General features: G+C 70.3%; 19 protein-coding genes and 1 tRNA gene. 9 read left to right on the top strand and 11 right to left on the bottom strand.

What is annotated here, in order from left to right; all coding sequences use genetic code 11:
* Positions 1–6: 6 nt before the first annotated feature.
* Together VJN29_RS13455 and VJN29_RS13450 are read left to right on the top strand one after the other, a co-directional pair.
* The gene (locus tag VJN29_RS13455; protein ID WP_324144138.1) at positions 7–828 is read left to right on the top strand and encodes a DUF72 domain-containing protein; all 822 of its coding nucleotides are present in this window, start codon (positions 7–9) and stop codon (positions 826–828) included.
* A gap of 90 nt (positions 829–918) precedes the next feature.
* Entirely contained in the window at positions 919–2,058 is a 1,140-nt protein-coding gene (locus tag VJN29_RS13450) for an AI-2E family transporter (RefSeq protein ID WP_324144137.1), read from the top strand.
* 9 nt (positions 2,059–2,067) lie between these two features.
* Here the strand turns inward: VJN29_RS13450 and VJN29_RS13445 are convergent, their stop codons facing one another.
* From VJN29_RS13445 to glp, 5 genes are all read right to left on the bottom strand, one after another.
* Positions 2,068–3,177, bottom strand: a complete 1,110-nt coding sequence (locus tag VJN29_RS13445; RefSeq protein WP_324144136.1) for a hypothetical protein — start codon at positions 3,175–3,177, stop codon at positions 2,068–2,070.
* A 70-nt stretch (positions 3,178–3,247) separates the two neighbouring features.
* Entirely contained in the window at positions 3,248–3,880 is a 633-nt protein-coding gene (locus VJN29_RS13440; RefSeq protein ID WP_324144135.1) for a GNAT family protein, read from the bottom strand.
* A gap of 37 nt (positions 3,881–3,917) precedes the next feature.
* Complete coding sequence (locus VJN29_RS13435) at positions 3,918–4,472, bottom strand: MogA/MoaB family molybdenum cofactor biosynthesis protein (RefSeq protein WP_324144134.1); 555 nt, start codon at positions 4,470–4,472, stop codon at positions 3,918–3,920.
* Positions 4,456–4,956, bottom strand: a complete 501-nt coding sequence (gene moaC / locus VJN29_RS13430; protein ID WP_414654370.1) for a cyclic pyranopterin monophosphate synthase MoaC — start codon at positions 4,954–4,956, stop codon at positions 4,456–4,458. The genes VJN29_RS13435 and moaC overlap by 17 nt, the downstream gene beginning before the upstream one ends.
* Positions 4,957–5,163: 207 nt before the next feature.
* A complete protein-coding gene (gene glp / locus VJN29_RS13425; protein ID WP_324144133.1) occupies positions 5,164–7,782 on the bottom strand; it encodes a gephyrin-like molybdotransferase Glp in 2,619 nt (872 codons plus the stop codon).
* A gap of 58 nt (positions 7,783–7,840) precedes the next feature.
* Here glp and VJN29_RS13420 point away from each other — a divergent pair, with 58 nt between their 5' ends.
* A complete protein-coding gene (locus tag VJN29_RS13420; RefSeq protein ID WP_324144132.1) occupies positions 7,841–8,485 on the top strand; it encodes a 5-formyltetrahydrofolate cyclo-ligase in 645 nt (214 codons plus the stop codon).
* On the opposite strand, the gene VJN29_RS13415 is transcribed toward VJN29_RS13420, so the two are convergent.
* Positions 8,467–11,052, bottom strand: a complete 2,586-nt coding sequence (locus VJN29_RS13415) for a penicillin acylase family protein (RefSeq protein WP_324144131.1) — start codon at positions 11,050–11,052, stop codon at positions 8,467–8,469. The genes VJN29_RS13420 and VJN29_RS13415 overlap by 19 nt on opposite strands.
* A gap of 123 nt (positions 11,053–11,175) precedes the next feature.
* On the opposite strand from VJN29_RS13415, the gene VJN29_RS13410 reads away from it, so the two are divergent.
* From VJN29_RS13410 to mscL, 5 genes are all read left to right on the top strand, one after another.
* Positions 11,176–12,756 carry a potassium/proton antiporter gene (locus VJN29_RS13410; protein WP_324144130.1) on the top strand — a complete coding sequence of 527 codons (1,581 nt, stop codon included), beginning with the start codon at positions 11,176–11,178 and terminating at the stop codon, positions 12,754–12,756.
* Between the two features lie 3 nt (positions 12,757–12,759).
* Positions 12,760–13,191 (top strand): FmdB family zinc ribbon protein, encoded by a 432-nt coding sequence (locus VJN29_RS13405; RefSeq protein WP_324144129.1) that lies wholly within the window; start codon positions 12,760–12,762, stop codon positions 13,189–13,191.
* A gap of 111 nt (positions 13,192–13,302) precedes the next feature.
* On the top strand, positions 13,303–14,157 hold the full coding sequence (locus VJN29_RS13400; protein ID WP_324144128.1) for an S-methyl-5'-thioadenosine phosphorylase: 855 nt from the start codon (positions 13,303–13,305) through the stop codon (positions 14,155–14,157).
* Between the two features lie 143 nt (positions 14,158–14,300).
* On the top strand, positions 14,301–14,933 hold the full coding sequence (locus VJN29_RS13395) for an SAF domain-containing protein (protein ID WP_324144127.1): 633 nt from the start codon (positions 14,301–14,303) through the stop codon (positions 14,931–14,933).
* 158 nt (positions 14,934–15,091) lie between these two features.
* Positions 15,092–15,457: a large conductance mechanosensitive channel protein MscL gene (gene mscL, locus VJN29_RS13390; RefSeq protein WP_324144126.1), complete on the top strand. Its 366-nt coding sequence runs from the start codon at positions 15,092–15,094 to the stop codon at positions 15,455–15,457.
* Between the two features lie 118 nt (positions 15,458–15,575).
* On the opposite strand, the gene VJN29_RS13385 is transcribed toward mscL, so the two are convergent.
* From VJN29_RS13385 to VJN29_RS13370, 4 genes are all read right to left on the bottom strand, one after another.
* Entirely contained in the window at positions 15,576–15,968 is a 393-nt protein-coding gene (locus VJN29_RS13385; protein WP_324144125.1) for a tetratricopeptide repeat protein, read from the bottom strand.
* A 73-nt stretch (positions 15,969–16,041) separates the two neighbouring features.
* A complete protein-coding gene (locus VJN29_RS13380; protein ID WP_324144124.1) occupies positions 16,042–20,154 on the bottom strand; it encodes an AAA domain-containing protein in 4,113 nt (1,370 codons plus the stop codon).
* A 152-nt stretch (positions 20,155–20,306) separates the two neighbouring features.
* Positions 20,307–23,405 (bottom strand): M14 family metallopeptidase, encoded by a 3,099-nt coding sequence (locus VJN29_RS13375; RefSeq protein ID WP_324144123.1) that lies wholly within the window; start codon positions 23,403–23,405, stop codon positions 20,307–20,309.
* 184 nt (positions 23,406–23,589) lie between these two features.
* Entirely contained in the window at positions 23,590–23,814 is a 225-nt protein-coding gene (locus tag VJN29_RS13370; protein ID WP_324144122.1) for a DUF6191 domain-containing protein, read from the bottom strand.
* Positions 23,815–23,915: 101 nt separating this feature from the next.
* Here VJN29_RS13370 and VJN29_RS13365 point away from each other — a divergent pair.
* A tRNA-Arg gene (locus tag VJN29_RS13365) sits at positions 23,916–23,991 on the top strand.
* Between the two features lie 15 nt (positions 23,992–24,006).
* On the opposite strand, the gene VJN29_RS13360 is transcribed toward VJN29_RS13365, so the two are convergent.
* On the bottom strand, positions 24,007–24,289 hold a 283-nt coding region (locus tag VJN29_RS13360; protein WP_324144121.1), incomplete at its 5' end, for a tyrosine-type recombinase/integrase.

Genomic DNA, 24,289 nt, shown 5'->3' with positions numbered 1-24,289 from the left:
GACCCCATGAGCCAGGCACGCGTCGGAGTCTCCGGCTGGCGCTACCCGCGCTGGCGCGGCGACTTCTACCCCAAGGGCCTGCGGCAGAAGGACGAGCTGCGCTACGCGGCCGAGCGCATGAACTCGGTCGAGATCAACGGCTCCTTCTACTCCCTCCAGCGCCCCACCTCCTACGAGGCCTGGCGCGACGCCACCCCGGACGACTTCGTCTTCGCCGTCAAGGGCGGCCGGTTCATCACGCACCTCAAGCAGCTGCGGGACGTGGAGACCCCGCTCGCCAACTTCTTCGCCTCAGGGGTGCTCAACCTCGGCGACAGGCTCGGCCCGATCCTCTGGCAGCTTCCCGAGCGCACCCGCTTCGACCCCGACCGTCTCGCAGCCTTCTTCGAGCTCCTCCCACGCACGACCACCACAGCCGCCACGCTGGCCGAGCGCCACGACGACAAGGTGCCCAAGGACCGCGCCGCCACCAGGGCCCTCACTCGCCAGAGAATCCGCCACGCCCTGGAGCCCCGCCACGACAGCTTCGACACGCCTGAGGCCCGCGCGTTCCTGGGCGAGCACGACGTCTGCACCGTCGTCGCCGACAGCGCCGGGCGCTGGCCGCAGATGCACGACGCGACGAGCGACTTCCGCTACGTACGGCTGCACGGCGAGACCGAGCTCTACGCCAGCGGCTACACCGACGAGTCCCTCGACCGCTGGGCCGGCCAGATCCGGCGCTGGCTCGCGGACGGGCATGACACGTACGTCTACTTCGACAACGACGCCAAGGGCCACGCCCCCCACGACGCCGTCGCCCTCCTCGAGCGCCTGGCCCCGCGTTGACCGCCTGCCCCGCCACCGACGATCACGACCCAGCCCGGAATCCCACGGCGCCTGAGCGCGGAAGCGAGCTCAGCGGCATACCGTGTCCTCGTGACCGACAACGCCACCCAGCCAGTCCCCGCTGAGCCAGCCCGACGATCGGCCGTCCCTCCCGCGGTGCGTGCGGCGAGCGAGTGGGCGCTGCGCCTGCTCGTGATCGGCGCCGCGCTCTACATCGCGACCCTGGTCCTGCGGGAGTTCTCGCAGATCGTCATCCCGCTCCTCGTGGCCGTCCTGCTCGCCGCGATGCTCGTGCCGATCACCCGGCGGTTCGCGCGTGTCATGCCCACGGGCGCCGCCGCCGGCCTGACCGTCGCCGGCGTCCTCGTCGTCGTCGGCGCGCTCTTCACCCTCATCGGCCAGCAGTTCAGCAGCGGCCTGTCTGACCTGACGGCGCAGGTGGCCAAGGGTTTGGAGCAGATCCGTGACTGGGTGCGGACGACCTTCAACATCACGGACACGGAGTTCGACGGCTACTTCGAGAGCCTCCGGGACGGCGTGAGCAGCTCCGGAAACCTCGGCCAGACCGCCGCCAACGTCGGGCTGACGGCGACGCACTTCATCGCGGGCATCTTCATCACGCTCTTCGCGCTCTTCTTCTTCCTCTACGACGGGCCCCGGATCTGGAGCTGGGTGGTGCGCCTCTTCCCCCGAGTCGCCCGTTCCCGCGTCGCCTCCTCTGGGCGGATCGCCTGGGACCAGCTGTCGGCCTTCGTCCGCGCGACGATCGTCGTGGCGTTCGTCGACGCCGTGGGCATCGGGGTCGGCGCCGCGATCCTCAAGGTGCCCTTCGCGTTCGCCATCGGCGTGCTCGTCTTCCTGTTCGCCTTCATCCCCATCGTCGGTGCGCTGCTGTCGGGAGCCGTGGCGGTGCTCCTCGCGCTGGTCTCGCAGGGCTTCGGCGTGGCCCTCATCATGCTCGCGATCGTCATCGGCGTGCAGCAGCTCGAGTCGCACGTTCTCCAGCCGGTCCTCCTCGGCCATGCGGTCAGCATCCACCCGCTCGGCGTCATCCTCGCCATCGCGGCCGGCTCGCAGATCGCCGGCATCGTCGGCGCGCTCGCCGCGGTGCCGTTCGCTGCGGTGCTCAACGCCGTTGGCAAGCACCTGCTCATGGAGGAGCCCGAGGAGGAGCTCCATGAGGAGCTGGAGGAATCCGCCGAGGAGGGGTCGGCGCCCGCCAACGCCTGACTCGGTGGCCTACTGCGAGGCGGCGCGGCGCGCGAAGAGCGCGCGCTCGTCGAGCTCGTCCACCTCGTCGGCGAACTCCGGCGTGTCGAAGACGTCCGCCGGGATGCCGGCCTCCGTGTAGCGCGGCTCGGCCTTCGCCTTCATCGCGTACGTCGGAGTGGGCACGGGCACCGGGCTCCACGTGCCGGGCGCGGGTGGCTCGGACGTCCTCTGTGGGCGGGCCTCCGTCGCCTCGACGTCAAACACCATGTCGTATGCCGCTGAGCTCGCTCCCGCTGTGACATGGGCTCCCGACGTGGCGGGCTCCGAGAACGCGATGTGCTGGGCCGCGGCTGCGGGCTGAGCGAACGAGGCGGCAGCTGCGGCGGGCTTTGCGGCAGGGGTGGGGGACGAGGCGGCGGACGAGGAGGCAGGCGAGGCGGACGAGGAGGCAGCCGCGTCGGTCACCGCGTAACGCTGTGGCTCGCGGATGACCTGCGTGTCGTCACTGGAGAGCCGGGGCTCGGACGTGGGCCTGGCGGTACGCGCGGCTCGGCGGCCTCCTGCCCCGCGCGCTCGGTCGGCCCGCGCCTCGGTGCGCAGCCAGACGAGGACGGCGACGACGGTCACGACCGACAGCGGCACCGACGCCCAGAGCAGGACGCCGGTCAAGGCGAGGGCGACGGAGACGGGCACCCAGATGACGGAGACGAGAAGGAGGGCCGCGCGCAGGAGTCGCTGGGCGCGGCTGACCCGACTCGGTGTACCGGGGCGTCGCTCACGGGCAGTGCTCATCGAATCCACCTCGCGTTGGTCTTCGCTCCGGGAGTGGTTGTCCTGGGACGGACGCCGAGCGACGAGCGGCGAGCGTCGACGCGAGGCGCTCGCCGGGACGGCTCGCTTGACGTCGACCGTCGCCCGGACGGTTCGCGCGGGTACCACCGAGTACGAATGTGGCCGGGGCTCAGCCAGATCCGTGCTGGGCAGGACCCGTCGCTTCTCGAGGACACGCATGGCCTCGGTGTACCCGTCGACCGAACGCGCCGCCGCACCGTTCTCCCGACGGCGCGACCAGTGCTGGAGAAGGTAGACAGCCCAGATCGCCACGATGACGACGAAGATGAGGCTGCTGGCGGGCACGGACCCAACGGTAGGCGGCTACTCCGGCGACCCCATGCATATTCGGTGCGTGTCGCGCAAGTGGCTGGTGTTACAGATGAGACAAAGGTGGAGCGAGCCCCTCTTCGCTGAGCTCTTCTTTCGTCACGGCGAAGCTCAGGTGGTCCCGCCATGCACCGTCGATGTGGAGGTACCGCTCGCGGACCCCCTCCTCGCGCAGTCGCAGTCGGCGGACCAGGGCCAGTGAGCGCTCGTTGTCGACCCGGATGTTGACCTCGACCCGGTGCAGTCCGGCCGGACCGAGCGCATACTCGATGGCAACCGCAAGGGCCCGCGTCGCAATCCCTTGACCTGACTGGGATTCCGCAAGCCAATAGCCGACCGCAGCAGACTGCTGGGCCGCCCGGGTGACGCCGAAGATGTGGACCTGCCCGACGATCTGCCCGCCGGTCTCGATGCACCACGGCATCGCTCGGTCGGCCCCGGCTTCCTCGTCGAGGTCACGGACGAACTGGCGGTAGCTCACCGGCTGCGACGTCGACCCCGGCGGCAGAGTCGGCTCCCACGGGCGGACGTGGTCGGCGTTCTCACGGCGCAGCTGGTGCCACTCCTCCTCGTCCCGGACGCGGAGCGGCCTGAGCACGATCTCAGGGTCGGCGGTCCGGTCGCGCAGGACGACCGGCCACGGTGCGAGCTGCGAGTTACGGCGCCAGGGGGCTTTCACGGGGTGCCTCGGCTGTCTGTGGTCGTGGGGTCCTGCCTCAGTGGTCTCCGCCCGGCAGCTGCTGGAGGACGTGCTCGACGACCTGCTCGAGCACGTCGAGCCCGTCGGAGACCCCACCCCGCGAGCCCGGCAGGTTGACGACGAGGCACTGGCCCGAGATCCCGACCAGGCCCCGCGAGAGCATCGCCGTGGGAACACCCTTGGCCACACCGGCAGCGCGCATGCCCTCGGCGATGCCTGGTACGAGCCGGTCGAGAAGGGGCATCGTCTGCTCCGGCGTGACGTCGGTCGGCGTCAGGCCCGTGCCACCCGTCGTGACGACGACATCAGGCTCCGTGGCGAGCACGTCGCGCAGCGTCAGGCCGAACTCGTCGCCGTCCGCCACCACGATCGGCTGTCCGGTGGAGAAACCCCAGGACCTGAGCCGCTCGACGATGACTGGTCCGGACCGGTCGGGATAGACCCCGGCAGCGGCGCGGCTCGACGACGTGATGACGACGGCGCGCTTGCCCGCTCCGACCGGGTTGGTCTGGGTTGCCGTCCCGGTTTCGGTGCCTGGGTCGGTTCGCGTGCTCTCACTCATGCCAGTCACCTGATCTTCCTCCCGACTTGGCGGTCACTCGGACATCGGTGATCCGCCCGTGCCTGTCCACGGCCTTGACCATGTCGATGAGCGCGAGCGCAGCGACGGTGACAGCAGTGAGCGCTTCCATCTCGATGCCCGTCCGGTCGGCCGTCCGGACGGTGGCTGCGATGTCGACCCCGTCGTCGGCCACCGCGAGATCGACCTCCACGCCGTGGACCGCGATCGGGTGGGCGAGCGGGATGAGCTCGGGAGTGCGCTTGACCGCCTGGATCCCGGCGAGGCGGGCGACGGCGAGGGCGTCACCCTTGGGGACCACGCCGGACCGGAGCGCTGCGATGGCCTCGGCACCGAGCAGGACCCGCCCCTCGGCGCTCGCCTGGCGCGCGGTCACCGGCTTGGCGGACACGTCCACCATGTGCGCCGTTCCGTCGGAGCGGACGTGGGTCAGTCCGGACACGGATCCGCGGTCGGCAGGGGGCTCATCAACCACCCGGCCATCATGTCACCGTCCTCTGCGCGGCAACTGCGGTGGGCACCCCACCGCTTTTCGTCGAGTGTGCAGTTCGCGCCGCCCCCGGGGCGGCGCGAACTGCACACTCGACTGAACGGTGGTCGGGCACCTGGGGAGCGGGCGCGTGGGAGCCGGCCCAGCGGCATACGGCATCGGAGTGGCTTGTCGCGAACTGCACACTCGAGGTCAGACGTCGAGCAGAATGACATCGACCTGCTCGCCGGCCACGAGGTCGGCGACGTCCTCGGGGACGATGAAGATGGCGTTCGCGCGGGACAGGTCCGCGACGAAGTGCGAGCCCTGTCCGGCGAGCGGCCGGCACATCAGCGCGCCGGAGGAGTTGCGCGACACGACGGCCCGGCCGTACTGGCGCCGACCCTCCGGAGAACGCAGCCCCGAGGTCAGCGTCGCCGTGCTGACCGGGCGCTTCTCCGGAGTCAGGCGCATCAGCCGACGCAGCGCCGGACGCACGAAGACCTCGAAGGACACGAACGACGAGACAGGGTTCCCGGGCAGGGCGAAGATCGGGACGCGCAGGTCGCCGGGTCCGTTCAGGTGGCCGAAGCCCTGCGGCTTGCCGGGCTGCATCGCCACCTTGACGAACTCCACGCCCTTGCCGGCCAGGGCACTCTTGACGACGTCGTAGGCGCCCATCGAGACCCCACCGCTGGTGACGATGACGTCGGCATTCGCCACGACGTCGTCGAGCGCGGCGAGGAGCTCCGCATCCGTGTCACCGACGGCCGCGCGGATCTCCGCCGAAGCTCCCGATGCGACTGCGGCAGCCCACAGCATCGACGAGTTCGAGTCGTGAATCTGACCGGGCCCCAAGGGTTCCCCGGGAGGAACCAGCTCGGTGCCCGTCGACATGATGACGACGTGCGGCCGGCGGTGGACCTCGACCGACGCGTGTCCGCACGCGGCGAGCAGGCCGATGGTCCGTGGCCCGACCACGTCGCCGGCCGACACGATGACCGACCCCTCGGACACGTCCTCGCCCCGAGGGCGGACGTAGCGCGCCGTCGACACGGACGCCCGACACTCAACCGACCCGGTCGCCGATCCGTCTGTCTGCTCGACCGCGATGACGGCGTCGGCGCCGGGCGGGATGGGCGCGCCCGTCATGATTCGTGCGGCCTCGCCGGGACCGACGGAGAACGTGGGAGCCACCCCCGCCGCGACCTCGCCGACGATCCGGAGGCGCACCGGCGAGTCGTCGGCGCCCTCGAGCGAGGCCGTCTGGACGGCATACCCGTCCATCGACGAGTTGTCGAAGGCTGGCAGGTTGACCCGGGACCGGACGTCTTTGGCGACAACGAGGCCGAGCGACTCGGTGAGCGGCACGCTCTCGGTGGGCGACGGATCGAGCGACGACAGGATCGCCTTGAGATGCTGGTCGACGGTGCGCGTGTCCCGCGTCGACGCGTGCACCGGACCCTCGAGGACCGCGTTGTCGTGTACTCGCAGCAACCCGTCGACGAGCACGTCGCCCACGCAGCGGACGTTGCGCCCGAAGACCGGGTCGCCGATGACCCGCAGGCTCGTGCACTCGGCCATCGACGGAACCCCGTGGGGGAACCGCGTCTCGAAGCCCTCGACGAGCCGATACGCCGAGTCGAGGTCGACGAACGGCTCTGGCCCCTCCCCCACCGCGACGAGGTGGGAGCTGTCGTCGAGGACGAAGTAGTCGGAACGGACGACGAGCAGGTCGTTCGTCGTCTTCACCGGGTGGAAGCGGGTCCGCGGCACGAGCAGCGCCTCCGACCCCTCGAAGACCTCGATCGCGGCACCCATCGCCGACTCGAGCTGGATCACCTCGGGTGACGAGGGATCGGACGGGTCGACCGTCTTGCGGTTGATGATGATGGGCAGCCCGAGGACCCCGCCGCGCTCGGCCATGCGCTCACGCAGGACGGACAGGTCGACCCACAGGTTGTTTGCGTGGAACGTGCTGTGTCGCTTGATGTCCCCGAAGTACCGCTCCTCGCCCTCCGCCACCATGGCCGTGTCCCGGAGGATGAGCCGGCCATCGGACTTGCGGACGGCGAGGTGCCCACCCTTGCGGTCACTCTTCGTGCGCGTGCACACCTCGGCCACGTAGGGCAGGCCGTGCTCGACCATCCAGGCCGCGACATCCGGGTCACAGGTGGCGCCGAGGTTGTCGGAGTTGGAGATGAAGGCGTAGCGAATCCCCTTCTCCAGCAGGGTGTCCAGGATGCCGGAGGTGATGAGGGAGACGTACACGTCGCCGTGCCCGGGCGGGCACCACTCGAGCTCGGGATCCTGCGGCCACTCGACCGGACGCAGGCCGTCGGCGAGCAGCTTCGGCTCGGCGCTCTGGATGAAGTCGAGCGGCAGCCCGTCGACCGGCAGCGTCGGGTACTTCGCGAGGATCTGCAGCGACTGCTCCGACGTCCGGAACGAGTTCATCAGCAGCAGGGGCAGGTGGACGCCCCACTCCTCGCGCAGCGCGAGCACCTGCCTGGCGATGATGTCAAGGAACGTCAGGCCGTCCTTGACCTCGAGTGCGGACTTGGCGCCGCTCATCCCCATGCTCGTGCCCAGGCCGCCGTTGAGCTTGATGACAGCGGTCTGGCGCAGCGCCGCGCGGGCGTCGTCGTCGCTGACGTGGACCTCGCCGAGCTCCTGGATGTCGGAGAGCGGCTCGATGGTGTCCTCGGGGATGATGCCGTGCGCGCCCGCCTCGAGCTGCCGGTAGTAGTGCTCGAAGACCTTGACGGCCTCGGGCCCCATGCCTCTGTCCCGCATACGCTCCACGGCGAGCGCCAACCCCTCCTGGCTCATGGGCTCACCCTACGATGGAGCCCATGTGCGGCCAGGACGAGCAGGAGGCGAGTCAGCCGTGACGCCCGCGCAGCCGGTCGGCTCGAAGCGCGAGTTCCGTCAGGCGGCGCGCCGCCGCCGCGCCGAGCTGGCCGCGTCGGTGGACCGTGCCAGCGCGGGGTCAGCCGTGGCGGAGGCGGTGCTGCGGTTCGTCCCTGAGCGCGACGAGGAGCGCCTCCGCATCGCCGTCTACGAGTCGCTTCCCGACGAGCCGCCCACCGGGCCGCTCATCGAGGCACTGCTCTCGGCGGGCCACGAGGTCATCGTGCCCATCGTGCTCGACGACTTCTCCCTCGAGTGGACGTATGCCGCTGAGGGCACGACCGGCGACCAGGCGACGGTCACGCGGCTCCCGAAGGACGCCACCTCCTCCGCGGACGGCCGACTCTGGCTGGGGGTGGACGCCCTGCGTGGCTGCGACCTCATCGTGACCCCGGGGCTGTCGGTCGACTCGCACGGCACCCGCATCGGGCAAGGTGGCGGCTGCTACGACCGGGCCCTGCGGCACCGGGATGCCTGGACACTTGTCGTCACGCTCCTCCACGAGGGCGAGCAGAGCGATGCGGAGCTGCCCCGGGAGACCCACGACGCGATCGTCGACGGCTACGTCACCACGAGTGGCAGGGTCGTGCGGACCGCCCCGCCTCAGCCGTTCGGCACCTGACCCGGTGGGACCAGCGTCAGCTCCTCCTCCGCTGCTGCCGCCACCGCCTCGGTGCCGAAGGGCCACGGGAACGGCTCATTGGCCACCCATGCGTCGATCTGGTCGGTGTAGTGCGCGTTGTAGGGGTGGCCCGACTGACCCGTGGCGTTGACCCAGACGGACCGGTCGAGGTTGTCGAGGTCGATCACCATGCGCATCGATGGGCCCGACGTCACCTCGTAGCCGGCGCTGGAGGCGTCCCACGAGTTGGCGTTGACGATGGAGCTGCCACCGCCGAGCTCGATCCCGCCACGGTTGAAGAGGTCCCTGATGAAGCCCGGCACCGACTCCTGGCCGAGCACGGGGTGCTCGAGGTTGAGCTGGTGGAGCCGGCCCCACCGCCACGTCGCTGGGACCTTGCCCAGCTTGCGGGCGAGGTCTAGGCGGGCGTCGACGAGCGCACGCTTGAGGATCTCGCGCGACTCCTCGGTCACCCCCGGCGTGGTCTTGTCGTCCCACCAGGCGTTCTTGGGCTCCTTGAGGAGCTGCTCCATGACGATCATCCACCGGCTGCCCCCGGAGGCCCCGATGTCCGGGGGCAGCTCGTCGAAGGTGTACTCGAGCAGGTGCCGCCAGACGGCGTTGTAGTAGGCCGCGGACGCCGAGTCCCTCGTCTTGTCCGCCGGCTGGCTGCCGTCCCAGTCGCGAAGCAGCAGCTGTGCCTGGGCGGTGAAGTCGTCGACCTCGACACCCAGCAGGTGCTCGACGAGGACAGGCGCGAAGGTGTTGCGGACGTCGCCCTGGATCTGGACCATCCGTTCGGGAGAGACCTTCGCGGCGCCCGCGAGGAGCGTGCGGATCCGCTCGGCGCGGAAGCCGTAGTCCCACTCGGACGTGAGGAATGGCTTCTGGCGCGCCGTGACCGCTTGGTTCGCCGTGACGACGAAGCCCTCCTCCGGGTCGAGGGCGTGGGGCAGGTCCTCGAAGCGGACGAAGCCGCGCCAGTCCCACTGGCTGTCCCAGCCCGGCGCGGGCCAGAAGCCGGGCACCGCGCCCGGTGTCGCCGACCGGCGGATCGGGATCAGCCCGGGCGTCTGGTACCCGATGTGGCCGTCGGTGTCGGCGTAGATGAGGTTCTGAGAGGGAACGGCGAAGAGGGCGGCCGCGGCGCGGAACTCGCGCCAGCTGCCCGCCTTGTTCAGCCGGAAGATCGCGTCGGCGGTCTTGTTCGGGGTGAGCGCCGTCCAGGCGAGGGACACGGCGAAGCGGTTCGACTGGGTCACGCCCCGGACCGCGGACTGGTCCCCGCTCTCCGCCACGGCAGGAGAGGCATCCGACAGGATCGGCCCATGGACGGTGTTGCGCACGGTGATCTGGACGTCGGCGCCGCCCGCGACCTTGATCGTCTCGGTGCGGGTATCGAGCTCGACCTGCTCCCCGTCGCGCAGGTAGGAGTCCTCGTTCAGCTGCTCGAGGTAGAAGTCGGTGACGTCCGCACCGAGGTTGGTGAAGCCCCAGGCGATCTTCGCGTTGTGGCCGATGATGACGCCGGGGAGGCCCGAGAAGGAGAAACCCGAGACCTGGAACGGGCACTGCGGTGACACCGTCCGGCACTGGAGGTTGACCTGGGTCCAGATGCTCGGGATCCCGAGCGTGAGGTGCGGGTCGTTGGCGAGCAGGGGCTTGCCCGTGGTGGTCCGGTCGCCGGACACGACCCACGAGTTGGAGCCGATCCCGTCGCCCTTGCCGAGCAGGGTCGGGATGGCGTCGACGGCCGCGGCGGCAGCGTCGAAGGCGGCCTGTCCCTGCTTCAGCAGCGAGGTCGGGGTGGCGGCAGCGGCCTGCTCCAGCTCGGGCGTTGCCGTCGGGTCCCAGTCCCGTTCAGACAGGATCGGCCGGTGGCGGTCGAACGGGTAGGGCGGGTAGAGCAGGTTGATCTGCTTCTCCGACGTGCGTCCGCCCCGTGAGAGCCGGGCTCGGGCGAGCTCGTCCTCGTAGTCCGCACGCAGGTCCCAGGCCATGGCCTTGAGCCAGGCGAGGGAGTCGACCGGCGTCCACGGCTCGACGCGGTAGCCGGGAACGCTCCAGTCGAGCACCTGGTACTCGAGCGCCAGGTCGGCCGGCGACTCCGCCTGCTTGAGGTAGGCGTTGACGCCGTCGGCGTAGGCCTGCAGGTACTGCCGGGTCTCGGGGGCCAGCGTCGGCAGCTCCTGCTCGGCGACCCGGCGCCAGCCCATCGTCCGGATGACCCGGTCGGCCTCGACGCCGGCCTCCCCGACGAGCTCGGACAGGCGACCCGCCGTGGTGTGCCGGCGCAGGTCCATCTCGAAGAAGCGGTCCTGGGCGCTGACGTAGCCCTGTGCCCGGAACAGGTCGGCGGCCGTGTCGGCATAGATCGTCGGGACGCCTCGAGCGTCCCTGGTCACGTTGACCTGCCCCGACAGACCCTCGACCTCGAGCTCGCCGGACATCTCCGGGAAGGGTCGCCGGATGGTCGAGACAGCCAGAATCGTCATGGCCACGAGGGCAAGGACGACGAGGACGACGACCGACAGGGCGATTCGACGGGCGAGGTGGGCGCGGGGCACGCCAGCAGCCTAGGCCACGCGTCCGAGACGTGCGGGAGGCGCGGTTGGGGCCGTTTGTACGTGAGCGAGCTCAGCGGCATACGAATGGTTTGATGGGGTCCACCGCCAGCTGAGGAGCCAGCCGTGACCACGCTCGCGTCCGTCACGTCGTCGGGAATGACTCTCGACGACCTCACACGCGTGCTGCTCATCGGCTCGATCGTCCTGCTCGTGGCCGTTGCCGCGGTGCGACTCTCGGTGGCGTCGGGGATGCCGTCGCTGCTCATCTATCTCGGCATCGGCCTGCTTCTCGGCAACGCGGGAGCCGGCATCCAGTTCTCCGACGCGTCGACCACCCGGGTTCTCGGTTATGCCGCCCTCGTGCTGATCCTCGCGGAGGGCGGGCTGTCGACCAAATGGAGCAACATCCGCGATTCCGTCGCCCCTGCCGCGATCCTCGCGACCGTCGGGGTCGTCGTCTCCGTCGTCGTCGTCGCCGTCGCCGCCCACGCCATCCTCGGCCTTTCCTGGGAGATCTCGCTGCTGCTCGGTGCGATCCTTGCCTCGACCGACGCGGCCGCGGTCTTCGCCGTCCTGCGCAACGTCCCGATCCCACGTCGCCTGAGCGGCATGCTCGAGGCGGAGGCCGGCTTCAACGACGCCCCCGTCGTCCTGCTGGTCGTGGCGCTCGCCGCCCAGGGCATACCGGGCGCGGAGGAGCAGCCGTGGTGGGAGCTGCTGATCATCGTCCTGCTCGAGCTCGCCGGAGGCGCGGTGGTCGGCCTCGCCGTCGGCTATCTCGGCGGGCTTGCGCTGCGGCGAGTGGCCGGCGACTCGTCCGCCCTCTTCTCCATCGGCGTCCTCGCGCTCACCGTCCTCGCGTACGCCGTGGGCGCCATCGCCCATGTCTCGGGCTTCCTCGCGACCTACCTCGCCGCCCTGGTCCTCGGCAACCTGAGCCTGCCCAACCGGACGTCGGTCCAGAGCTTCGCGACCGCGATGGGCTGGATCGCCCAGATCGGGCTGTTCGTGCTGCTCGGCCTGCTCGCCGACCCGTTCCGACTGGACGAGCAGCTGCGCAACGCCGTCGTCATCGGGCTCGTCCTGCTCCTGCTCGCCCGGCCGTTGTCCGTCCTGGCATCGACCGTGTGGTTCCGCATGCCGTGGCAGGACATGGCCTTCCTGTCCTGGGCCGGGCTCCGGGGCGCCGTGCCGGTCGTGCTCGCCACCGTGCCCCTTGTCGCAGGGACTCCGAACACGAGCTGGATCTTCGATCTCGTCTTCGTCCTCGTGGTCGTCTTCACCATCGTGCAGGCGCCTCCCCTTCCGTGGGTGGCCAGGCATCTCGGCCTCACCGAGCAGGTCCACTCCGTGGACATCGGCCTCGAGAGCACACCCCTCGTGGAGATCGGGGCAGACGTCATCACCGTCAGCGTCGGCGAGGAGTCCCGGCTCCATGGGGTCGCCATCTTCGAGCTGCGCCTTCCCCGGCGCGCCATGGTGACCCTCATCGTGCGGGACGGGGAGACCTTCGTCCCGGAGCAGCACACGACGATCCGGCACGGTGACCGGCTGCTCGTCGTGACGACCTCTGGCTCCCGCCGCGCCACGGAGCAGCGCATCCTCGCCCTGAGCCGCCACGGCCGGCTGGCCGGCTGGCCGGCGGCCGGAGTCGACCGGGCCCGTAGAATTGGTCGACACACCCCCCGGCCAGACCTGAGGTAACCAGTGCCCACCTACTCCTACGCCTGCACCGAGTGCGGCCACGCGTTCGACGTCCGCCAGTCCTTCACCGACGACCCGCTGACGGACTGCCCGGAGTGCGCCAACGGCGCCGGCCGGCTGCGCAAGGTGATCCACCCGGTCGGAATCGCCTTCAAGGGCTCGGGCTTCTACAAGACCGACTCGCGATCGAGCAAGGGCACCGGGAGCCCGGGCGGCCCCGGCGCGAAGGATGCAGGCGCGAGCGGCGGGGCCACGGAGTCTGCAGCCTCCACGTCGACCGAGTCGGATGGGTCGTCTGGCTCGACTGGCTCCTCGTCATCCGGGGCAGCCTCGGGATCGTCCGGGTCTGGCGGTTCGCCGAGTGGGTCCAGCGGGTCGGGTGGGTCCGGTGGGTCCAGTGGTTCGGGCTCAGGCACCAAGGCTGCCGCCTCCTGATCCTGGCATCACCGGCTGAGTCGTCCACATCCCCAGCGAGGCAGTCCGCCCTGTCCCCATCCCGTCGCACTGGCGCCCGAGGGCGTCGTCGTGCCGCTCTAGGCTGCCGCCATGACCTCACACAGCACCGTTCTCACGCCGTCAGACATCACCGCGGAGATCGGAGTCATCGGAGGCTCCGGGCTCTACGACTTCCTCGACGACTTCGACACCGTGGAGGTCACCACGCCGTTCGGCGAGCCCAGCGACCCCCTCGTCCTCGGTGAGGTCGACGGACGTCCGGTGGCGTTCCTCGCCCGTCACGGCAAGGGCCATCGCTTCGCGCCGCACCGCATCAACTACCGGGCGAACCTCTGGGCCCTGCGAGCCGTCGGCGTCCGCCAGGTCCTCTCACCGTGCGCGGTCGGGTCCCTCAAGCCGGCGCACGGTCCGGGCGCGATCGTCGTGCCGGACCAGGTCGTCGACCGGACGTGGGGTCGGCAGCACACGTTCTACGAGGCCGAGGGGCCGATCGTGCACGTCGGCTTCGCCGAGCCCTACTGCGCCAACGGGCGCCAGGTGGCTGTCGACGCCGCGCGGGTATCGGGGCTCGAGGTCGTCGCGGATGGGACGCTCGTCGTCATCAACGGGCCGCGGTTCTCCTCCCGAGCCGAGTCGCTCATGCATCAGCAGCTCGGCTGGGACATCGTCGGCATGACGACGATGCCGGAGGCCGCTCTCGCGCGTGAGCTTGCCCTCTGCTTCACGACGATCGCCATGGTGACCGACCTCGATGCCGGGGTCGAAGGTGGCGAGGCGGTCACCCATGAGGAGGTCATGCGTGTCTTCGCGGAGAACGTCGAGAGCCTCAAGGGCGTGCTGCGGGACGCCATCGGTCAGCTGCCCGCCCATGAGGACGACGACGCGGCCACGTGCGCGTGCCGGCGCAGTCTGGACGGGGTCGAGCTGCCCTTCGACCTGCCCTGATGATCCTGACTGCTCGGCCCGGCCGCCGGCCCCCCGGGTCGACCGGAGGGTCGCCGCGGCATGTTCCCCGAGGGCGCCGCCCTCGGCCGGGATCACGGCTGCAACGGACGCGCCGGGCGCGCGCCCGCCGGTGGGTCACCGCCGTGCTTGCCGGGCTTGCCGTGGTGGTGGCCCTGGCCGCCCTGCGACCCGCTGGCACGGTCGGCACGGGATTGTCGACCGTGGTGGCTGCCCGGCTGATTCCCTCCGGCGCGATCATCGGACCCGGCGATGTGCGCGTCGAGGCACGGCCCGCGGAGCACCGACCCGAGTCCGCGACCGGTGAGGTCACGGCCGTCATTGGCCAGCGGGCTGCCGGTCCGATCGAGGCGAGGGGCATCGTGACCACCGAGCGCCTTGCCGGTCCGGGCCTGCTGGCGGGTCGCTCAGACGGTCGGGTGGCCATGACGGTGCCGGTCATGGAGCCCGCGCTCACGGGGGTCCAGCAAGGGAGCAACGTGGACGTCTACGCAACCGGGACCGGCCAACAGGTCGTGACCGATGCGCTCGTCCTGGCCGTCCTCGGCGGCACGAGCGGCAACGGCACGTCCGGCTCGACTGGGGACGGCAACGGGGAGTCCGGCGGTACCCTCGGGGCGACGGTCTCGTGGGACGACCCCCCGGATCCCGGAATCACCGTGGCTGTCTCGTCGACCGAAGCGCGACTGCTTGCCCAGCACCTCAGCGCGCTCGGTGCCGGGGAGAGCTTCGTGCTCGCCGTGCGGCCCGCTGGCTGAGCCTCGCCTCCCTGGGGTTGGGCACGTTGGCTTGGCCGAAGGTTGCGCAAACTTCTCCGGCCGCGTCACACGTCGGCGCCACGATGGCTCGCTAGGTTGAATCGGAATCGGACAGACCTCCGCGCTCGAGGAGGTCGCGACCAACGAAGGGACCGTCCATGCTGAAGGGCTTCAAGGACTTTCTGATGCGCGGCAACGTCGTCGACCTCGCCGTCGCCGTCGTGATCGGCACGGCTTTCGCGAAGGTCGTCGAGGCCTTCGTCACGATCATCATGGATCTCATCGGCAAGGTCGGCGGCACCCCTGACTTCTCCCAGTGGAACCCCGGCGGTGTATCGGTGGGCGCCTTCCTCACGCAGCTGCTCACGTTCATCCTCGTGGCCCTGGCCGTGTACTTCATGGTCGTCGTGCCGATGAACAGGCTCGCCGAGCGTCGCAAGCGCGGTGAGGAGCCCGAGCCGGAGGCGCCCTCGGAGGAGGTTGTTCTCCTCACCGAGATCCGCGACGCACTGCGCGTCCGCTGACGCTGCCCCTCATGATCGAGTGAACAGCTTCTGGGCCGTTCCGGCCCAGAAGCTGTTCATTCGAATGGGTTGTCGCTGTTCACTCGATTGGGTTGTCGCTGTTCACTCGATTGGTTCCTCAGTCTGGGTCGCCGTAGGCCCTCGGGCGCTCGTAGTCGCCGAGGATCTCGGCCAGCGCGAGCGGCCGCGCCGCCTCGGCGTGCCGTCCGGCGCGCTGGAGCGTGCGCCCGAGAAGCAGGTGTGCGTAGCCGTCGGTCGGGTGCTCTTCGATGAGCACGCGGAGAACTTCTTCCGCCTTCCCGAACTGGGCGGAGTGGAAGTAGGCGCGGGCGAGGAACATGCGCAGGTCGGTCGTGGAGTGCAGCAGCGGCTGGGCCTCGTCGGCGCCAGTCGCTTCGGTCTCGGCGAGGAGCTCGGCAAGGGCCGAGGCCGCTGCGAAGTGGTCACCGCGCTCGAAGAGGCCTAGGGCCCAGGCGTAGCGCAGGCTGAAGGGCGTCGAGGTGGCGTTCATGCCGACGAGAACGCAGCACTCGTCGCCGGCATTCCACCCGTGTGCCGTCGACCTTCCACCCGCTCGGGTCGGGCTACTCGTAGTGCGGCGGTCGCTGCTCCTGGAGCCAGTGGTCCCGGGACGACGCCTCGGCAGCCTCTCCCCAACCGGTGTCCGTGTCATCCCTGCTCGACCCGTAGTGGTCGTCGCTGGCCGACTCCGCCGTGCCCTTGCGGAAGACTCGGCGCCGGGGGCGACCCGGCGGTGCCTCGTCCGGCGCGGTTGGCGCGGCTGCCGCGGCTGGAGCGGCTGGGGCGGCTGCCGCGGTTGGCGCGGCTGCCGCGGTTGGCCCGTCCGGCGCGGTTGCCTCGCCTGGCACGGCCGGCATGGTGGGATTGGGCGCTCCGTTCGACGTCGATGACTCGGGACGGAGTGGGCCAACCTCCCGCGCGATCCGAACGATTCGGGCGATCTCGCGCGCCGGGTCGCGGAACAGATCGGTGCTCCAGACCCGCACGTGAACCCACCCGAGGCGTCCCAGCTGCTCCGGCCGCAGCCGGTCACGATCGCGGGTGCTACGCATCGCGGCGTAACGGGGCCCGTCCGTCTCCACGGCCACGAGCACGCGGCCGCGGTGGTAGGGGTCCTCGATCGCCAGGTCCACCCGTTGCGCCGCCGTGCCGTACTCCTCGTGGACGACCAGCCCCTCGTGTCGAAGGCGCTCGGCGAGGTCGGCGCGGAGCGCGTTCCGCGTCGCTTCGGGGGCGGCGACCACGGCGCTCGGCACGGAGGCCCCCGTCGCCTCGGCATACGCGAGGAAGTCGCGCAGCATGATCGCGCCGGTGGCCCTGAGACGGGACGGATCGAGCTCCGAGGCGAGCAGGGACGAGACGACCGTCATCCGGCTCCGGGCCCGCGTGATGGCCACGTTGAGCCGCCGCTCGCCGCCCTCGATGTTGAGCGGTCCGAAGCGGTGCAGGACCCGGCCGTGGGGCGTCTTGCCGTAGCCGATCGACAGGATGATGGCGTCACGCTCGTCGCCCTGCACCCGCTCGAGGTTCTTGACGAAGAAGCGCTCGGCGCGGTCCGCGTCAAAGAAGTCGGCGACGTCGGGCGCACCGCGCAGGGCGGCCGTGACGGCGTCGTCGATGAGGTTCGCGTGCTTGATGCCCAGGGCGATGACGCCGAGCGACTCGTGGGGACGCCGGCGCGCATGGTCGAGCACGAGGTGGACGACGCGGTCGACCTCGGCGCTGGTGGACTCGATCGTCTGCTCCCCCGGCTGGACCACCGCGTGACCCTCAACCGGCTCGAAGGTCACCGCCGACTCGATGGCAGTGCCCGGGAACGTCGTGAGCCCACCGTCGTACATCGTCGCGTTGGCGAACGCGATGAGGCGTTCGTCTCGACTGCGGTAGTGCCACGTCAGTCGCCGAGTCGGCAGGGCCGCGGCCAGCACGTCGAGCACCGACTCGAAGCCCTCGGTGAGAACCTCCTCCTCCTGCGCCGCCGGTGTCCCCTCGTCATCGGACACCACCGTGAAGAAGTTCGTCGGGGGCAGCTGGCGCTCGTCCCCGGCCACGACGACCTGCCGTCCCCGCGAGATCGCCGAGATGGCCTGGGCCGGCTGCACCTGTGAGGCCTCGTCGAAGATGACGACGTCGAACCACCGCCCGGGCGGCAGGGTGGACGCCACGACGAGGGGGCTCATGGCCCAGCAGGGCTTGATCGCCGTGAGCGCGGCCGAGGTCTGCGGCATGAGGTCGCGCAAGGACTTGTGGCGTCTCGCCCTCCCCGCCTCGGCTCGGACCAGGGCCTCCTGCGCCGGGTTGTCCACGAGCACCTCGCGAATGTTGCGGGCGACCGCCTCGCGGACCCGCTGCACCGTGGCGTCCAGGTGGGCGTGGTCAGCGGCGACGAACTCCTCGACGGCGTGGCACAGCGCCTCGCCGTCATGAGCTCCGTAGGCCGGGTCACGGAAGCTGATCTCCTGCGCGAGCGAGGCCCACCACACCAGGTCAACCTCAGCGGGCACGCACGCCGTGCGCACTCCCCGGGCGGCCAGGTCGTCGACGAGCGGGCCCAGCCCGGCGCCGCGCAGGTCGTCGAGGGTCCGAGTGACGTGGGGCAGGACGGCGAGGCGGTCAGGCCGCGAGGCGAGGGCAGCCAACCGGCTCCCCAGGTCGAGGAGGGACAGCTCCGTCAGCGCAGGTCCGTCTGCCGGTAGCCGCTCCTCCAGCCACCTCAGGTCGTCGCGAAGGCGGCCGAGCGCATCGAGCCCTTCGTCGAGGCGCGGCGAGATCTCTGGGCGGCCACCACCACCGACAAGGGCGTACCACTGCGTCCGCTGCTCGCTCGCCAACCGCAGCCTTTCGTGGAGGTCCTCCGGGGGGCGCCCGGGCCGCAGCAGTCGCTTGGCCTGGTGCCGCACCTTCCAGCGGGTCAGCCAGCCCATGTCGACCCCGCTCTCGGCGCGCCACTCCCGGGTCGCGGTGGCAGCAATGTGCTCGTCCAGCGGAAGGTCGAAGATCTCGGGCCGGAACACCTCGAGCGTGTGGCGCACCGCCGCCATCGTCTCCAGCGCTGACTCCCAGTCCGCGAGCGAGGTCGCCGCCGGCACGTGCGACTCGGCGAGCAGCGCGTTCAGCTCCGCACCGGCCTCGTCCAGCCCCCCGCTGCTGAGTCGGGTCGTGATGTCGAGCGCCCGGGCCGCCTCGTCCGACGTGAGGATCCGCGCCCCGAACCACGGGTCCTCACCGTCCTGTGCCCAGGCCCCGAGCCCCGAGGCGTCGCGGAGCCGTCCGGCGAACTCCCGGATGCGCTCGCGACCCAGACCAGCGAGGACCGCGCCGTTGAGGCGCACTCGTGAGGTCGGCGCCGGACTCCTCGTCGCCAGTTCGGCCAGCGCCTCCTGCACCTCGTGGACCGACACGCCCCATGGCTCGCGCACGGAATGCATGGCCTGCACGTGGGCGACGAGCCGACCCCGCTGCTCCTTCAGGATCGAGCTGGCTGACCCAAGAGCTGTTCTCTCGACTGGGGACGAGGACGAGGCTCGACGTCCCTCATCACTCAGAGCCGAGTCCAGGGCCTGCGCGAACTGCCGGGCAGTGGCGCGCCGGTTGGTCGTGCCGTCGTAGGCGTCGAGCACGAGATCCCCGAGGCCGAGCCGGTCGAGCCGCCCGAGGACGGCGTCAATGGCCGCCCGCTTCTCCGCGACGAACAGCGCCGACTTGCCCTCTGCCGCCAGGGAGGCGATGAGGTTTGCGATGGTCTGTGACTTGCCGGTGCCGGGCGGGCCCTTGATGACGAGATGGGCACCGGCGCGAACCGCGTCGATCGCGGCGTGCTGGGAGGAGTCGGCGTCGAGGACGAGGTGCTCGTGCTCCGGGTCCGGCTCGGAATGGCTCTCCGGCACCCGCAGCCGCACCGCCGCCAGAGCCGACTCGTCACCGGCGAGCGCCGCGACGACGTCATGGTCGGCGAGCGCGGATCCCTGCAGGGCGAGGTCGGCCACCATGGGCAGCTTGGCGTAGGAGAAGGTCCCGACGACCAGGCGCGGCGCAATCGTGAGGTCGGGCACCCGCTCGCACACCGACTGCAGCGCCGAGTAGACGGGATACGGGTCGAACGCGTCACCCTTCGTCGCGAGGTCCGCGAGGGACTCCCCGTCGACCTCGAGCCCCTGCTCGGAGCGCAGGTATTCGATGAGGACGGGGTTGAACTCGACCTCGGGCCCCAGGTCCAGGTCGAAGTCCTCCTGGCCCGGACCTGTCGGCCGCAGCACGAGCGGCCAGAGCAGCACCGGCGCGGCGGGCGGGCGCGAGGCGCGTGGCACGGACCACGTCGCCATGCCGATGGCCAGGAACCCAGCAGCGATACCGCGCTCCTCCTTGAGCTCCTGGGCCTTGGCCCGGATCGCCCGCGCGCGACGCCTCGCCTCCACGAGCGCGGCGGGCTCCCGCATGAGGTCGGACAGGCGCGTCCTCCGCCCGGCCAGGAGCATCGAGACGCCCCCGGGGTGGGCGGTCGTGAGGTCGAGCGTGCCGGACGGCAGGTCGCGATACCACAGCAGCGTGTTGCGCCCGCCCAGGTCGACCAAGGCGCGCTGCCACGTCTTGACAGCCGCCGCCACGCGGTCGGCTCGCGGGTCACTCGACGTCGAGTCAGCCCGCACTGCTGGGTCGGGCCGGGGGACGTCGGTCATTCCTGCAGGCTAGCCAAAGATTCCCGGCAAACACGGCAGCGTTGCCACCACACGAACGGGATGATGCCGGATGCCGCTGAGCCGGCCCCGCGCCCAAGGTCACTTGCGTGGGGGGCGAGCTCAGCGGCATACGGCCTCTGTCTTGTCGTGGGTCAGTTGAGCAGGTGGCCGAGGACGCGCTCCATGACGTCGGCTCGGGCGTCACGGCCGGTGATGCCCTCGATACCGAAGCCCATGAGCACGGTGCTCGGCGTCGTGATCGAGTTGCCGACCGGGAAGCCGGACTCGTCCGTCCGGATCCAGTCGTTGGCGTTCGCCGCACTGCCCGCTGGGGCACCGGGCACCGTCCAGCCGTCCAGGCCGCCCTCGAAGGACGTGGTGCCCTCGCCGGTGGACACGGCGATGTCGTCGACGAAGACGCCCAGGCCCTGGATCGCCCAGTCGCTGACGTAGGCGATGGAGACCTCGACCTGGCCACCCGCGTACGCGGACAGGTCGACGGACCACTGCTGCCAGCCGCCGGAGTTGCCGCTCGCGGCGTTCCACGAGCCGGTGGTACCGGTCGCGGTGCACGTCTCGGTCTCGCTGTCAAACGTCTGGTAGTGGTCGAGCTGCGGGTGCAGGTCGCGCCAGCCCTCGGGGCAGCTGTCGCCGACCGCCGTGGTCGTGTGCCCGTTCTGGTCAGGCAGGGTGGTCCAGTCCTCCTGGCCGGGCGTGTGTGCCTCGACGAAGAGGTGGTCCCATGCCTGCTCGGTGTCGTAGGAGGTCCAGAACGAGAGGGTCGCCCCTCCCGGCGGGACGGTGATGGTGCGGGCGAGGCGCTTGAACGACACGTCGGCGATCTGGGAGTAGGCATACTGCGTGCCGGTGTGCGGCGCGAACGCTCCGCCCGGCTTGTCCCACACCGACGACGGCCAGCTCTCGAACTGCTTGAACCGGTCGACCGGCAGGATCCCGCTCGTGGCGACGTAGGACATCGTGTCGTCCTGGTTGTTCGCGCTCTGGCCGCCGTTGAGCCCCCACGTCAGGCCGGTGAAGGGGTCGTCGATGCCGATGACGTCCAGGGCGTGACCCTGTGCGTCGAGGCCATCACCCTCGATGCCGAGGTAGCCACCGAACCAGTACTGCAGGACGTCGTTCGTGCCGTCGCCCGAACCGGAGAGCAGGAGGCAGCGACGCTCGTCCACTCCCGCGGGGAGCGGGTCGCAGGCGATCTCGCCCTTGGGGTCGTAGAGCTGTTCACCGACGTTCCCGGTGTACTGGTTGCCGGCGAAGTCGCTCGTGTAGGCCACCCTGCCGCCCTCGTTGAGGTAGGCGCGGAACTCGAGCAGCTCGTCGAGCGCCAACCGGTCCGCGTTGCCGGGGCCGCGGCCGGCCGTCCGGGTGATGATGTCGTCGCCGGAGTACCAGACTGCTGCGTCGTAGTGGCTCAGGACGCCGAGCGCGTCGGGGGCGGTACGGCCGCGGGCGTCGACGTCGTAGACATCTGCCTGGATCCCGTTGTCCGCCAATGCGTTCAGGTAGTACTCGAGGTAGTTCGGGCCACGCCGCTGGACCGGTGAGGCGCCGGTGTAGTCCTCGGCAGCCACGACCACGACGCGGTTGCCCGTCTCGGACACGGCCTGGTAGGTGAAGGACTCGCTCGTCGCGCCGCCGCCCTCGAACCACACCTGGACCGAGTCGCCGGGGTTCGTGCCGGTGACCACGCCGCGCATCTGGCGGTAGTGGACGTCGGCCGGTGAATAGCGCTCGCCGCCCTGCCACTCGGACGTGGGCGCTGACTGAACCGGGCCGCCGTTGACGCGCCACTTGGCGGTGACGGCGCCGAGGCTGCGCTTGGCGATGACGGCCACCCGCTGCGGGTCACCGTAGGAGTAGTCGAACGTCAGCTGCGTCCCCGGGAGACCGCGCTTGTAGGGGTCGTCGCTGTCGAGGTAGAAGGGCTTGGTCTCGATGCCGACCACCGAGACCGGGTCGTCGGGGTCGACCGCGGACTTCGCGACCGACTGGGCGAACGGCAGGTTCCGCTCGAACTCCTCCTGGACGAGCGCCTCGTCGTCGGGGAAGACGAAGCCGCAGCCGTCGCAGCCCTCGGACAGCTCAGGCGTCCAGGCCAGGGCTCCGGTCGCGACGTGGGCGTAGTCGGTCGTCTCGCCGTTGGTCACGTAAAGGACGTCGGAGCTGAGGCCGGGGTGGAAGTCCTCGATGGCCGGTTCGTCGAGGTTGCCAGACAAGGCGTAGTAGATCGGGTCGTCGGCCGTCGGCGTGCCGATCTGCCAGCCCTCGGCGTAGAGCAGCCACTGGCCGTTGGAGTGGTAGTTGACCTGGAAGGCGAAGCCGATCCTGTCGAGCAGGCCCTTCATGGCCGCGGTCTCGGGCTCGGACACGGGCGCCGTGCCGCGATAGGTCTCGCTGGACGAGATCGACGACGAGCCCTCCTCGTCGTAGGCCCAGTGGTTCGGGAAGTTGCGGTTGAGGTCCACGCCGTCGCCGGGGGTGATCTCCCCGTCGCCATTGATGTCGCGCGCGTTCTTGCGCCAGAGTCGCTCGCTGTCGAACGTGAACTGGTAACCGTCCGGGTTGGCAACCGGCACGAACCACAGCTCCGTCGTCTGCAGCAGGCTCCTGACCGCCGGGTCGTTTGCCCGCCACTGGTCGACGTACCAGTTCATCAGCCGCCGGTCGACCTCGGTCGAGATCCATTCGCGGGCGTGCTGGGTCGCGCTGTAGAGCACTGCAGGGCGGCTGCCGTCGGCGATGCCGTTGGCGCCCTGCGTCAGCTTGACCGCGAGGATGTCGCGTCCTTGGATCGTCGTGCCGATCTTGACGAGCTTGGCGACCTGCGGGTTGTTCGCCGCCGTCTGCACGAGCTGGTCGCGGATGCCGCCGGGCTCGTCCCAGGACCGCCAGACCTGGAAGCCGTTGGCGGCCTGCGCCGCGGCGAACTGCTTGACCGTCATCCCTCCCTTGACCCTCGTGAGCTGCGGGTCGATGCTGCGGGCGCGCAGGTAGTCGCGCTCCTTCGGGGTGAGGACGAGGTCCACCTCGATGGCGGAGGCGCTCGCCTTCTGCGCGCCGACGTCGTGGCCGAGGCGGGCTAGCTCACGCAGCTGCGCCGGCGTGACGGTGGCGGTGTAGGCGTCCAGCGCCTCGTCGGCTCTCGGGGCACTGGTCGATGCCGTAGGAGTCAGGCCGACCAGGAGCGCGGCGACCATGCCGAGGACCACAGTGAACACACGCAGACGCTTCATCCGAAACCCCCTGGAGGTTCCCCTGACGAATGTGGATCAGATCACGTTCCCACCATCCGGGGGTCGGCCGCCACCCGTGGGCGACCGTGATTTGGAACCAAGACACACACCTGGCCGTATGCCGCTCAGCTCGCTCCGCACCCAAGGTCGCCCCGCGCGCGGGGCCGGGTCGGCGGCATACGGCTCAGGAGTCGTCGTCCTCGCCACGCACTTCCTCGGGAGCCTTGAAGCCCACGTTCCGCTCGGGTGGCATGGCGAGGTGGACGACCCCCTTGTCCAGATCCACCCACGTCTTGTTGGGGTCCCCCTCGTTGCCCGGGATCTGCGCCTCGATCCGCTTGCGGTCGCGCTCGTCGGCGAAGTGCTTGTGGTTCGGGTTGAAGATCTGGATCAGGCCGTCCCAGTCCATGGCGACCCCTTTGTCGGTGGGTTGGTGTCAGGGTACGCCGGTGGGTGGTCGGTCGATTCGGGGTGGCGGCACAGGACCTGACAGAATGGCCGGGCTGTCCCGCCCTCGTAGCTCAGGGGATAGAGCACCGCTCTCCTAAAGCGGGTGTCGCAGGTTCGAATCCTGCCGGGGGCACCAACCCGTTTCCGCAGGTCAGCTGCCATTTTGCGGCTCCACTGCTCGGGACGCTGCCTTGTCCTTGCGGTCTGCAGGACCCGTGAAGGACCCGAGAACGCGATTGACCCGGTCGAGAGCGGCCCGGTCGGCATCTGTGCCCATCAGGTGGCTGTAGGTGTCGAGGGTCAGTTTCGCCGTCGAGTGACCCAGCCATGACGACACGGTCTTGATGTCGACGCCTGCAGCGATCCAGAGGCTGGCTGCGGTGTGCCTCAGGTCGTGAGGACGCCTGCCAAGACCCGTGGTCGTCCAGCGGACG

The organism is Intrasporangium sp. (genome assembly GCF_035280925.1).
GTDB lineage: Bacteria > Actinomycetota > Actinomycetes > Actinomycetales > Dermatophilaceae > Intrasporangium.
The sequence above is the reverse complement of the archived record's forward strand: the minus strand, read 5'-3'. Positions and strand labels throughout refer to the sequence as shown.

Bases quoted from the DNA above. Each gene is read 5' to 3' on its own strand.
- mscL (WP_324144126.1), top strand. From the start codon at position 15,092: ATGCTGAAGGGCTTCAAGGACTTTCTGATGCGCGGCAACGTCGTCGAC.
- VJN29_RS13375 (WP_324144123.1), bottom strand. From the start codon at position 23,405: ATGAAGCGTCTGCGTGTGTTCACTGTGGTCCTCGGCATGGTCGCCGCG.
- VJN29_RS13400 (WP_324144128.1), top strand. From the start codon at position 13,303: ATGACCTCACACAGCACCGTTCTCACGCCGTCAGACATCACCGCGGAG.
- VJN29_RS13455 (WP_324144138.1), top strand. From the start codon at position 7: ATGAGCCAGGCACGCGTCGGAGTCTCCGGCTGGCGCTACCCGCGCTGG.
- VJN29_RS13370 (WP_324144122.1), bottom strand. From the start codon at position 23,814: ATGGACTGGGACGGCCTGATCCAGATCTTCAACCCGAACCACAAGCAC.
- glp (WP_324144133.1), bottom strand. From the start codon at position 7,782: ATGAGCCAGGAGGGGTTGGCGCTCGCCGTGGAGCGTATGCGGGACAGA.
- VJN29_RS13385 (WP_324144125.1), bottom strand. From the start codon at position 15,968: ATGAACGCCACCTCGACGCCCTTCAGCCTGCGCTACGCCTGGGCCCTA.
- VJN29_RS13380 (WP_324144124.1), bottom strand. From the start codon at position 20,154: ATGACCGACGTCCCCCGGCCCGACCCAGCAGTGCGGGCTGACTCGACG.